The organism is Peteryoungia rhizophila (genome assembly GCF_004912145.1).
Lineage (GTDB): Bacteria > Pseudomonadota > Alphaproteobacteria > Rhizobiales > Rhizobiaceae > Allorhizobium > Allorhizobium rhizophilum.
This window is the reverse complement of sequence record NZ_STGT01000002.1, coordinates 766130-778256: the sequence shown is the minus strand read 5'-3', so window position 1 is coordinate 778256 and position 12127 is coordinate 766130. Positions and strand designations below refer to the sequence as shown.

The following is a 12127-nucleotide window of genomic DNA, read 5'->3' as shown; positions in this document are numbered from 1 at the left end:
ATTAGAGTGTGCGCCGAGCGCCGATGCGCCCGGCCAAGCCTTGCAGGACGACATGCGCTGGCAGTACGATCCATGACACATGACGGGGCCGCCCGGTCACCAACACGCAATGCCCGCGAGACACAAGCATGTACCCCGCCCGAACACTGATCGCCCTCCTCCTCTTGCCCCTCGTCATGCTCGCCGGCTGCACGACGACCGAAGACGCAAACCGCGCACTGCAGTCGCGCTGGATCGGCCAGCCCGTCGAGCGCTTCTTTGCGGCCTATGGCCCGCCGATCGACGAATACCCGCTATCGTCAGGCAAGATCTACACCTGGCGCGGCGGCGACAGGACGCGTTACATCCCACCGGTCTATTCACGCCCGGAACCGGCCCGCACCGTTGTGCGGACGCAAACTCGCCAGGACGGCTCGGGCCAGACGGTCACCCAGACCCGGGTGATCACCCGTGACCCCTTCTGGGAGCCGGAACTGATCACGCCCGGTCGCTACGAACAACTCTTCTGCGAATTGCAGATCAACACAGACAAGGGCGGGATGATCTCCACGATCCGCGCCAGCAATGACACCACCGGCAACGGCTTCAGCCTGTCGCGCTGCGCGGAGGTTCTGGGTGTTGAAAAGTGAGCGGAGAACCTCGGCCAACGGATTTCTCGCTTCCGCTGTCCTTCTCCCCTGTCTTCCAAGCGTCACGTCCTGCCGCTGACGCCAGGGCCCACCCCCGGCATTCGACGTGGGTCCTCGGCGTCGCCACCGTCGTCGGTGGTGCCGCCATCGCCTTCGGCTGATCGATCGGATCGGACGGCTCGTCCGTCCTCCAGCAAAGCCGCCGCGAGCTCCGGTCGAAACCGGAACACTCGCGGCGGCTTTCTCGTTTTGGGGCCTCGGCACGGCTGACACGAGAGCGAGGACCGCGGCAAGCTGAGTATTTTTTTCTCATTTGCCCAAAATTTTCGCGCTTTTCTCTCATCCCAAGCGCGTCTGGATTTGCGATGAAGATGCATCCTAGGACAGGGCCCGAGCTGCGGGCCGACCGCATGAAAGGAATACCCATGAGCTGGCTCAAGACATTTGCTGCCGCCGCAGTCCTCCAGACGCTCGTTCTCGTGCCCGCCATGGCCGGCGAGAACCTCGACCAGATCAAGTCCGCAGGCGTGATCAAGATCGGCACGGAAGGCACCTACGCGCCCTTCACCTTCCATGACTCATCCAACAAACTGGTTGGCTTCGACGTTGAGATCGGTGAAGCCGTCGCCGCCAAGCTGGGCGTGAAGGCAGAGTTCGTCGAAGGCAAGTGGGACGGCCTGATCGCCGGCCTCGATGCCAACCGCTATGACGCCGTGATCAACCAGGTCGGCATCACCGAGGCCCGCAAGCAGAAATATGACTTCTCCGATCCCTACATCGTTTCCAAGGCGGTGCTGGTGGTCAAGGAAGGCAATGAGGACATCAAGAGCTTCGAAGACCTTGCAGGCAAGACATCGGCCCAGTCGCTGTCGAGCAATTTCGGCAAGATCGCCGAAGCTGCCGGCGCCGAACTCGTCGGCACCGATGGTTTCGACCAGTCGATCCAGCTGGTGCTGACCGGCCGCGCCGATGCGACGATCAACGACAGCCTCTCCTTCCTCGACTTCAAGAAGCAGAAGCCCGACGCACCGGTAAAGATTGCCGCGGAGAAGGCTGAAGCCGATGCCTCCGGCATCATCGTCCGCAAGGGAGATCCGGAGCTGGTGGCCGCCATCAACACGGCACTGGCCGACATCAAGGCCGACGGCACCTATCAGGCGATCGCCGACAAATATTTCGGTCAGGACGTTTCGAAGTAAGGGCTACTCTCCCCTTTAGCGGGAAGATGGGAGTTCACCACCGCTCGCAAGCGGTTTTGCCTTTCGATCGAGGCGAAGAAAGCTTTGTTATCCAATGCGGCGGGGGCGCTTTTTCGTCCCCGCCGCAAAATCGTTTCGGTTCCTGTTCTCAAGGACGACACCCATGCCGCACTGGCTCCAACTGATGCTCGATTCGCTGCCGACCCTGCTCTGGGCGGGGGTGAAGTTCACCATTCCGCTGACGCTGCTCTCCTTCGCACTCGGTCTCACCCTTGGCCTGCTGACCGCAGTGACGCGATTGTTCGCGGCGAAGCCCCTGGTGCTCCTTGCGCGCTTTTATGTGTGGGTGATCCGGGGCACACCGCTGCTCGTCCAGCTCTTCGTCATCTTCTATGGCTTGCCGAGCGTTGGCATCCTGCTCGACGCATTCTCCGCAGCCCTGATCGGTTTCACGCTGAATGTCGGCGCCTACTCGTCCGAAATCATCCGTGCGGCGATTTCCTCTGTGCCCAAGGGCCAGTGGGAAGCCGCCTATTCGACCGGCATGACCTGGGGCCAGGCCATGCGCCGCACCATCCTGCCGCAGGCCAGCCGCGTCGCGGTGCCGCCGCTGTCGAACACATTCATCTCGCTGGTCAAGGACACATCGCTTGCCGCGGCCATCACCGTGCCGGAGCTTTTCCAGTCCGCCCAGCGCATCGTCGCCACCACCTATGAACCGCTGATCCTCTATATCGAGGCGGCGCTGATCTATCTGGCGCTGAGTTCGGTCCTGTCGCACCTGCAATCGCGGCTGGAGACACGTTTCGGCCGTTATGGCGGCATGCTGGAGGCCAACCGATGATCACGCTGTCCAACATCGTCAAGCGCTTCGGCGAGGTGACCATCCTCAACGATATCTCGCTCGCTTTCCCCGAAGGCAGCGTGACCGCACTCGTCGGCCCCTCGGGTGGGGGAAAGAGCACACTGCTGCGTTCGATCAACCTGCTCGAGCAGCCGACATCCGGCGCCGTTCAGATCGGCGTTCACAAGGTGGAATTTGCACCCGGTCGCAAGGCGCCCTTTGCCGAGATTCAGAAGATCCGCTGCGAAACCGGCATGGTCTTCCAGAATTTCCAGCTCTTCCCGCATCGCACCGCGATCGAGAATGTCATGGAGGGCCTGATCACCGTGCAGAAATGGTCGCGCGAGAAAGCGCGTGGCCGCGCGATCGAGCTCCTGGAAAAGGTCGGCATGGGCCACAAGATCGACGCCTGGCCGGCAGAACTGTCCGGCGGCCAGCAGCAGCGCGTGGCGATCGCTCGGGCCCTTGCCCCCTCACCCAAGGTGCTGCTCTGCGACGAGCCGACCTCGGCGCTCGATCCGGAACTTGCCGGCGAAGTGGTGGAGGTTCTGGGCAAGCTGGCGAGCGAAGGTACAACCATGGTCATGGCCACCCACGATCTGAGGCTCGCCTCGAAGATCGCCAACCAGGTGGTATTCCTGGAAGCCGGCCAAGTGGTCGAAACCGGTAGCGCCGAGCAGATTTTCCGCGATCCGCAACGCGAGCGCACGAAGCGCTTCGTCTCCTCGATCAGCGCCGCACAGACGCTTTGATGTCTTTGCAAGGAGGGACGCTCCGCAGCGAGCGTCCTTCGCGCCTGTGCTGAATGTCAGGCCGGCGGATCGGTGACGAAGGGCATGATGTCGACACCGTCGCCCGGAAAGACGGTGATATGCGGATGGTCTTCGAAGAGCCGGGCGGCGGCCTCTGCCGTCTCCGCCTCGACGAGCAGATAGCCGCAGATCGCATTTGTCACCGGGGCAATGCCCTGTTTGGTGACACGCGTCGTCTTGCCCACCATCCCGCCACGATTGACGATGGCAGCCGCGTTGCGCTCCTCCCATTCCATCCACTTCGGAATGCCCTCGGCGTCGATCGCGTCCTGCTCAGCCTTGGGCAGATTGCGGAAACGCGCGAAGTCCTCGTGCTTCATCGTGTAGACGGCAAGAAATTTCGGCATGCGGAGGTCTCCGGACCATGATGGCAGAGCGGAAGCTAGCGCTTCGGGGGACCGAAGTCACCCGAAGCCATTCGATCACCCGCGTCCGCGATAGGTGGCGACCCCTTGCTCCGGCAGCCAGACACTCTCCGGCGGCGCACCGGTCTGCCAGAAGACGTCGATCGGGATGCCGCCCCGCGGGTACCAGTATGCACCGATGCGGAGCCACTTCGGATCAAGCAGGTCGACGATGCGCTTGGCGATATAGACCGAGCAATCCTCGTGGAAGGCGCCGTGATTGCGGAAGGCGAAGAGGAAGAGCTTCAGCGACTTCGATTCCACCAGCCAGTCGCCGGGAATGTAGTCGATGACGATATGGGCGAAATCCGGCTGGCCGGTCATCGGGCAGAGCGAAGTGAATTCGGGCGCCGTGAAGCGGACGACATAGTCCGTGCCGGCATTGCCGTTCGGCACGCGCTCCAGAACGGCGGTTTCGGGGCTGGTGGGTGCTTCCACACTCTGGCCGAGCTGGGTCAGCCCTGATGGATCGGTCTTGCTCATGGATGTGATCCTTTTATCTGGTCTCAGAGTTCGATGCCGGCGCCATGCGCCATCTCGTTTTCCGGCTCGACATGAATGGTGACGCGGGTGCCGGGCAAGGCCTTGTGCACCGCCATTTCCAGCCGGTCACAGATCACATGCGCGTCGCGCACCGTCATGCCCTCCGGCACCACGAGATCGAAGGCGACGAAGGTGGCAGCCCCCGCCCGGCGCGAGCGCAGGTAATGAACGCCGAGCGAACCTTCCGAGTTCTGCTTGATCGCCTCGCGGATCGCCTCGGCTTCATCCGGAGACACCGCCACATCCATCAGGCCGGCGACGGAATGGGAAATGACCTTCCAGCCCTGCCAGATGATGTTGAGGGCGACCAGGATGGCGAGAACGGGATCGAGGATGGCATAGCCCGTGGCCAGCACCAGCAACAGGCCGATGATCACGCCGATCGAAGTGACGACATCCGACATGATGTGCTGGCCGTCGGCCGAGAGCGCCGGCGAACGATGGCTGCGCCCCACCCGGATGAGCAGTGTGGCCCAGGCGGCGTTGATGACGGCGGCGAGCGCATTGATCGCAAGGCCGAGGAAGGGCGCTTCCGGCAGCGTCGGCGCCTGCAGTGCCGGGATCGCTTCCCGGATGATGAGCAGTGCCGCGACCACGATCAGCACGCCTTCGAGAACGGCAGAAAGATATTCCGCCTTGTGGTGGCCGTAGGGGTGATCGTCGTCGGCGGGTTTCTGCGCGTAGCGGATGACAAAATAGGCGATGAAGGCGGCAATCACATTGACGGTGGATTCGAGCCCGTCCGACAGAAGCGCGACCGACCCCGTGACCCACCACGCGAGCAGCTTCAGCCCCATCACTCCGAAGGCGAGCGGTATGCCCCAGAAGGCGATCCGCCGGACCAGATTGTTCTCTTCAGCCGCCATGGCCATCTTCCCTGCAGATGCGAGTGAATTGCAGACGCAATTCCTGAAACGACAAAACCGCCCGGCAAAGCGGGCGGTTCGTGTGGATGTCGGCAGTGTAATGGCGAAGGGTTAAGGCGAGGTCAAGGCGGGAGTTGGGTGTGTGCACAGGGGGATGCGCATTCAGGTATCTGGCAACGACGGGCGAAGATCTGTCAGGAATTTCCGGAGGATCTCGGCACTCCTCTGGCCTCGCGCGTCTCGAATGTCGATGACAAGGACCTCGTCAGGGGTGATCGCATAGAGCAGCGAAAACGGCGTGCCACGAATGTGATACTCTCTAACCCGATCGAGATCCTCGAAGCGTGCGGCGCTCTCCGGATAGGCCAGTATGGTTTGCTCAGCCAAGGCAAGGGCGGCAGATGCGGCGACGACATCGAGTTGCGGGTGGCTCCGATAGTAGTGGCGCATCCAGCGTAGGCCGAGTTCGGATGTCGGCAGGTAGCGGAGCCGCATCGCCTTCAGCGTCCCTGCGGGAAATCGTCCTCGTCCGATAGGAGCCAATCATGGATCGCAGCACTGTCGACCGCCTTTACATCACCGGCATCGATGAGACTTAGGCCGTGATGCAGCAGTTCGCGCGTGGCCACCCGTTCTTCGACGAGATTGCGGATCGCCTGATCTGCAAGGTCGGCCCGAGAACGGTTGTCGAAGCGCGCTATCTCTTCCAACGCCTGGTTAAGGCTAGCATCGATTTCGGTGGTAAGAACAACCTTGTTCATCGGATCACGGCTCCCTGGCAACGTGGCGCAAAGAAACTCTGCAACGGAGTGCGGGGGCTGTCAAACAGAGCTTCGGGGCGCCGAAACGCCCCGCCCTAATCCCTCACGCCGCCTTCACCTTCTTCCGCTTCGCCAGCTTCTCCACGACGTTTTCGATCATCCGCATGCCGGCATCGCCGCCGAGTGTCATGATCGATTCCGGGTGGAACTGGACGGCAGCGACCGGTTCCCTGGCATGTTCGATGCCCATGATCGTGCCGTCCTCGCTTTCCGCCGTGATGATGAAATCACGCGGTAAGGTCGAGGGATCGGCGAAGATCGAGTGGTAGCGACCGACGGTCACCTCCTTGCCCAGGCCATCGAAGACGAGGCCGGCTTCCAGCACCCGGATGCGCGACGGCTTGCCGTGCATGGGAACGGCGAGCTGGCGGAGTTCCCCGCCATAGGCTTCGGCCAGCGCCTGCAGTCCGAGGCAGACGCCGAAGATCGGCAATTCGCGGGCCCGGGCCTTCTTGATCGTCGCCTTGCAGTCGAAATCTGCCGGCGAACCGGGGCCGGGCGACAAGACGACGAGATCCGGATTGAGCCGGTCGAAGATCTCCTCCGGCACCGGCGTACGAACCGTGTTCACGGTGGCGCCGGTCTGGCGGAAATAGTTTGCGAGCGTGTGGACGAATGAGTCCTCGTGGTCAACGAGCAGGATGCTTACTCCCTGGCCGACGCTCGCAACACCGCGCTTGGACTTCTGATCGGACTTGGCGTCACGGATGGCGGCGATCATGGCGGAGGCCTTCAGTTCGGTTTCGGCTTCTTCTTCCTGCGGGTCGCTGTCATTCAGAAGCGTGGCGCCAGCGCGGACTTCCGCGATACCGTCCTTGATGCGGACCGTGCGCAGCGTCAGCCCCGTATTCATGTCGCCGTTGAAGCCGACCATGCCGATCGCGCCGCCATACCAGGCGCGCGGGCTTTTCTCGTGTTTCTCGATGAAGCGCATGGCCCACAGCTTCGGCGCGCCGGTGACGGTGACGGCCCAGGCATGGGAGAGGAAGCCGTCAAAGGCGTCCATGCCGTCGCGCAGTCGTCCTTCGATATGGTCGACCGTGTGGATGAGGCGCGAATACATCTCGATCTGGCGACGGCCGATGACCTTGACCGAGCCCGGCTCGCAGACGCGGGACTTGTCGTTGCGGTCGACGTCGGAGCACATGGTGAGCTCGCTCTCGTCCTTCTTGGAATTCAAGAGCTTCAGGATCTGCGCTGAATCCTCGATCGGGTCGGCACCGCGCTTGATCGTGCCGGAGATCGGGCAGGTCTCGATGCGGCGGCCGTTCACGCGCACGAACATTTCCGGCGAGGCGCCGACCAGATATTCCTGGTGGCCGAGATTGATGAAGAAGGAATAGGGCGACGGGTTGATTTCCTTCAGCCGCTTGGAGATCTGCGAGGGTTTTGAATCGCAGCGCTCCATGAACTTCTGGCCGGGAACCACCTCGAACAGGTCGCCCTTGCGGAAGCTCTCCTTCGCCTTCACCACCAGTTCGGCATATTCGCCCGGACGATGATCGCCGCGCGGCGGGATCGTGTCGGTATGCTGGAACGGCTCGGGCGCAATCTCTTCAGACTGGCCAACGGTCGTCACATCGCCCTTGGTAAAGTCGTAGCGATCGATCCAGGCCTTGGCGGAATAATGGTCGACGACGAGGATCTCGTCGGGCAGGAAGAGCACCATGTCGCGCTGGTCATCGGGCCGGACAAGCTTCAGGTCGATGGCGTCGAACTGGAAGGCAAGATCATAGCCGAAGGCCCCGAACAGGCCGATGGCGGCATCTTCTTCGGAATAAAAGAGGGCAGTGACGGCGCGCAGCACGGTGAAGACCGTCGGCATCTTCGAGCGCTCTTCTTCGGTGAAGACGCGGGACGGCAGCTTGACGTCGAGATCCAACCGGGTCGCTGTGCGGGCACCCAGCGCGAGGTCGTCGACGGAGGCGAGCGCCTCCGCGATCATGGTCAGGAGGGCTTCGCCACGGCCGTTATAGGCTTCGATCCAGACCTTGCGGCCGAAAGAGGAAATGCCGAGCGGCGGATCGACGATCGCCGTATCCCAGCGGGTATAACGGCCGGGATATTCGTAGTTGGAGGAGAAGACCGCGCCGCGCCGCTCGTCGAGTTTGTCGACATAGCTGGAGATCGCGTCGCCATAGGATGTCGGCCGCCGCCTGCGCGTGACGGTCACACCGCCGCGCGTTTGATAGGCTTCCGCACCGTCTTCCTGCAAAATCGTCGACATGTCTGTCCTTTTCCGTTCTTCGAGGCCCCTCTCCCGGCGCCTTGAATACAAAAAAGCCGCCTCAGGAGATTTTCCGGGCGGCTTTGGGGTCAATCGTCAGAAGACATGACTGGTCAAGGCCGCGTTAGCGTGCCCACCACCATGCAAAGGTCTTCGATACGATCTTCATGGCGAAATGCATAACGCGCAGACCTCGCCTTAGCAAGGGCGTTTTGCCGTGCTCGGATAATGAACTTTTCGACCGTTCGCGGCTTATCGACCCGGAGGCTGGGGGAGATGGAGACGAGATGACGAAGACGCTATCGCGGGTCGCAATCGGCCTTCTGCTCGCCTGGCCGATCGCGACGGGCTTGACGCTCCCCACCCGCGGCCCCTTGCCGGAGACACGCCCGGAAGTGGCGGCGCCGGCACCACCCGCGGATGGGCAAGCAGCCGAAAACGCGACGCCGGACGCTTCTGCAGACGTGCCCACACCGCAGACCAAGCCGGCAACCCCAGCCGAGGCATCCGGGACGCAGGCCGAGGAAGCCGCACCAGAGGCAAAGGGCATTCCGCAAAAGCCGTCGGAAACAAGCGGGACCACCGAGACCGGGAAGGACGAGACGAGCGACGGAACGCCGCCCGCCGCGGAACCGGAGGAAAAGGCCGCCCCCGTCGATCCGCCGCCACCGACGGAAGATCCGACGGCGCTCGCCGCCTGCCTCGCCGATCTGCGCACGATCGGCGCGAGCTTCGAGACCGACACCGCCATAGATGATGCGGGCGGCTGCGGTATCGCGGCTCCCGTCACACTGAAGAAGGTCCTGCCCGACGTGACGCTAGAGCCGGAGGCTACCATCCGCTGCGAGACCGCCCTGCAGCTCGCACGCATGACCCGCGACATGCTGAAACCCGCAGCAGAGGCCGCCTTCCCCGGCAAACCGAAGCTCACCGGCATCCGCCACGCTTCTGGTTATGTCTGCCGCAAGCGCAACAGCGCAGAGACCGGCAAGGTTTCCGAACATGCCTTTGGCAATGCGATCGACATAGCGGGCCTGCGTTTCGGAGACACGGAAGAACCCGTGATGATCGCGAAGCAGCATGACGGCACGGCAGAGGCCGCCTTCCAGCGCGCCTTCAACGCCCTCGCCTGCCTCTACTTTACCACGGTGCTTTCGCCCGGCAGCGACCCCACGCATCAGGACCACATGCATCTCGACGTGATCGAGCGGAAAAGCGGGTACAGATATTGCCGGTAGACGGGATGCGAAGAGGCGGCGCATCGAGTTGCTCTAGTCGAAACTTTTGCGTGAGCGACATTTCGAAAGTCCGGCCCGGTTCGGAGTAGACGCCGAGAAAAGTGACATAATCACAACACTTAAAAATGTTGACTGTTTTACTCATCTTTAAACTTGACTCTAAAACACAAGATTAAATATCGATGCCTCTCGGCCGCCCCGCAGCAAGCAGGGCAAGGTCTGTCTGCCAGGTTTTTTTGGCCTATTGTTGAGAGGTAAGCATGAACAGGGGACAATTCATCGGACGCTTGATGGCGAGCACGGCGTTCACGGTCGGTGTCGTATTCGGGCATATTGCCATCGCGCAAGAGGCTGACGTGACCGCTAATACTGTGCTCGAAACGATCAATATCGACGCCAAGAAACAGGGGGTATCAGGGGTTGCTCCTCAAACTCAGACAACGACACGTGACGAACTCCAGCGAGCGATGATCACAGATGTCAAAGAATTCTCTCGACGGCTCGATGCGGGTGTCAACTTCGACAGCAGCAGTGGCAGTGTGAACATCAGAGGTCTGCAGGATAATCGCGTCCTAACGACTATCGACGGCATCCGCCTCCCCTGGCTGGTGGATCCGCGTGACTCGGCTAAGGGCGGCGGCAATGCGTTTGACTTCGACAGCCTCTCGACCATCGACATCACCAAAGGCGCGGATTCAAGTCGCTTAGGCACAGGTGCTTTGGGCGGCGTAGTCGAACTGCGGACCTTGGATCCAGAAGACCTCATCGAGGAGGGCAGGGATTTCGGCGCTCTAACTAAGTCCACCCACAACACCGCAGACAATAGCACCGGCAGCAATGCAGCCGTGGCTGCTCGCTCAGGGGATACGTGGTTCTTACTCCAAGGCGGCTATACGAAAGGCCACGAGACCGAAAACAGCGGCGACGTCGGCGGCTACGATGCAACCCGCACCAAGGCAAATCCTGGCGACTTCGTCCAGAAGAACCTCCTGATCAAGTTCCACCAATATCTGGACGGAGGGCACCGTCTTGGCTTGACAGGCGAAATATTTAACCGCGACGAAGACTTCGCCAACATGCGCGGCACCACTGCGACGAACTATCAACAGGGAACGCTCAAAGGCGGTGAAGAGACTGATCGTAAACGTCTGTCGACCAGCTATGACTATGTCGCACCGGACAGCACATCCTGGGTCGATACAGCAAGCCTGATCGCTTACTGGCAGAAGGAAAAGATAAACAACACTACTGACGGAATCAGGCTGAGAGATGCCAGGGCTTCGATTATACCGGGTGACCCCTTCCGCTATGGTTTCCCAGAGGGGGCATATTCACGGGACAACATGCTTCAGCAGTCAAGCTACGGCATCACGGGCGACGCATCCAAGGAACTTGATATCGCCGGTGTGCGGAACAAGTTCCGATTCGGCGGTGAGTTCGTTTTCCAGAAGACGCACCAGTATTCTGCTGGTTTCGACAATTGCCCAGACGTTGATTGGACCACGATAGCCCAGCCGTTCGGTCCACAGTCATGCCGTATGCTTCACTCGAACGCCTCGGATATGCCCGACGTCGACAGCTACTCCTTTGGTTTCTTTATTGAAGACGACATCAAGCTGCTTCAGGACCGGCTGACGATTACGCCCGGCCTGCGCTTTGATTGGTACCATCACGAACCGAAGCTGACGGCCGAATACGAAGAGAATCCGAACTTCGACATGGCGATGCTGGAGTCGACGGATGATATTGGGCTGTCCCCGAAGTTGCGGGTGGCTTATGAAGTTACGCCGCAGCTTGAAGTTTTCGCTCAATATGCGCGGGGCTTCCGCGCCCCGACAGCTCAGGAACTCTATCAGAACTTTGGCGCGCCTGGCTCGTATGCCCGCGTCGGTAATCCCGACCTTGAAACGGAGACCAGTGACGGCTTCGAAATCGGCGCCAAGTATGATGGTGGAGACTATCGTCTGGCAGCGACCCTCTTCAACAACTACTATAAGAACTTCATCGACACGGTTCAGATCGCCCCACCTGGTGGCGAATATCCCGTAGCCGGCGTGAGCGGCTATGAGAACCTTAATCGGGTGCAGATCTACGGCGTCGACATCTCCGGTGACTGGAACTTCCAGCCCAATTGGAGGACACGGGGCTCTATCGCCTGGTCCTACGGGGAAGATCGCGACACAGGCGACTACATCGACTCTGTAGCACCTCTGCGCGCCATCATTGGCCTCGGCTATTTCACAGAGACCTGGGGTAGCGATCTGTCTCTGACCATGGCTTCCATGCGTGAAAAGGTAGACGACGGTTTCGTCGCACCGGGTTACGGTCTCGTGGACGCGACGGTATGGTGGACCCCCGAACGCATCGGCGACGTTGATGTATCGGGTCTTCGCGTTCAGGCTGGCGTCTTCAACGTCTTCGACAAGAAATACTGGGACGCAGTTAGCGTGCCTGACGGCACAGTGGCCGCCGGCCGCGACTTCTTCACCGAGCCGGGACGCACACTGAAGGTCTCGATCTCCAAGAAGTTCTGACAAACTCAGC

General features: G+C 61.1%; 12 protein-coding genes. 6 read left to right on the top strand and 6 right to left on the bottom strand.

The genetic code is table 11. The features are described from left to right. Positions 1–128 precede the first annotated feature (128 nt). The 4 genes from E9677_RS09610 to E9677_RS09595 all read left to right on the top strand — a co-directional run bounded on the left by E9677_RS09610 (position 129) and on the right by E9677_RS09595 (position 3424). Entirely contained in the window at positions 129–629 is a 501-nt protein-coding gene (locus E9677_RS09610; protein WP_136557864.1) for a hypothetical protein, read from the top strand. Positions 630–1054: 425 nt separating this feature from the next. Beyond that, on the top strand, positions 1055–1828 hold the full coding sequence (locus tag E9677_RS09605; RefSeq protein ID WP_136557863.1) for an amino acid ABC transporter substrate-binding protein: 774 nt from the start codon (positions 1055–1057) through the stop codon (positions 1826–1828). 163 nt (positions 1829–1991) lie between these two features. Beyond that, positions 1992–2672 carry an ABC transporter permease subunit gene (locus E9677_RS09600; RefSeq protein ID WP_136557862.1) on the top strand — a complete coding sequence of 227 codons (681 nt, stop codon included), beginning with the start codon at positions 1992–1994 and terminating at the stop codon, positions 2670–2672. Then, positions 2669–3424: an amino acid ABC transporter ATP-binding protein gene (locus tag E9677_RS09595; RefSeq protein ID WP_136557861.1), complete on the top strand. Its 756-nt coding sequence runs from the start codon at positions 2669–2671 to the stop codon at positions 3422–3424. Before E9677_RS09600 ends, E9677_RS09595 begins: the two co-directional genes overlap by 4 nt. Positions 3425–3480: 56 nt before the next feature. Here the strand turns inward: E9677_RS09595 and E9677_RS09590 are convergent, their stop codons facing one another. The 6 genes from E9677_RS09590 to E9677_RS09565 all read right to left on the bottom strand — a co-directional run bounded on the left by E9677_RS09590 (position 3481) and on the right by E9677_RS09565 (position 8345). Next, positions 3481–3831 carry a hypothetical protein gene (locus tag E9677_RS09590; protein ID WP_136557860.1) on the bottom strand — a complete coding sequence of 117 codons (351 nt, stop codon included), beginning with the start codon at positions 3829–3831 and terminating at the stop codon, positions 3481–3483. A gap of 75 nt (positions 3832–3906) precedes the next feature. After that, a complete protein-coding gene (gene queF, locus E9677_RS09585; RefSeq protein WP_136557859.1) occupies positions 3907–4371 on the bottom strand; it encodes a preQ(1) synthase in 465 nt (154 codons plus the stop codon). Positions 4372–4394: 23 nt separating this feature from the next. Next, positions 4395–5297 (bottom strand): cation diffusion facilitator family transporter, encoded by a 903-nt coding sequence (locus E9677_RS09580; RefSeq protein ID WP_136557858.1) that lies wholly within the window; start codon positions 5295–5297, stop codon positions 4395–4397. A 162-nt stretch (positions 5298–5459) separates the two neighbouring features. Then, positions 5460–5792, bottom strand: a complete 333-nt coding sequence (locus E9677_RS09575) for a hypothetical protein (protein WP_136557857.1) — start codon at positions 5790–5792, stop codon at positions 5460–5462. Between the two features lie 5 nt (positions 5793–5797). Beyond that, on the bottom strand, positions 5798–6058 hold the full coding sequence (locus E9677_RS09570; RefSeq protein ID WP_136557856.1) for a ribbon-helix-helix domain-containing protein: 261 nt from the start codon (positions 6056–6058) through the stop codon (positions 5798–5800). Between the two features lie 103 nt (positions 6059–6161). Continuing rightward, positions 6162–8345, bottom strand: a complete 2184-nt coding sequence (locus tag E9677_RS09565) for an anthranilate synthase (RefSeq protein WP_136557855.1) — start codon at positions 8343–8345, stop codon at positions 6162–6164. Positions 8346–8632: 287 nt separating this feature from the next. On the opposite strand from E9677_RS09565, the gene E9677_RS09560 reads away from it, so the two are divergent. Together E9677_RS09560 and E9677_RS09555 are read left to right on the top strand one after the other, a co-directional pair. Then, positions 8633–9583, top strand: a complete 951-nt coding sequence (locus E9677_RS09560) for an extensin-like domain-containing protein (protein ID WP_136557854.1) — start codon at positions 8633–8635, stop codon at positions 9581–9583. 260 nt (positions 9584–9843) lie between these two features. Then, positions 9844–12117 (top strand): TonB-dependent hemoglobin/transferrin/lactoferrin family receptor, encoded by a 2274-nt coding sequence (locus E9677_RS09555; protein ID WP_136557853.1) that lies wholly within the window; start codon positions 9844–9846, stop codon positions 12115–12117. Positions 12118–12127 lie beyond the last annotated feature (10 nt).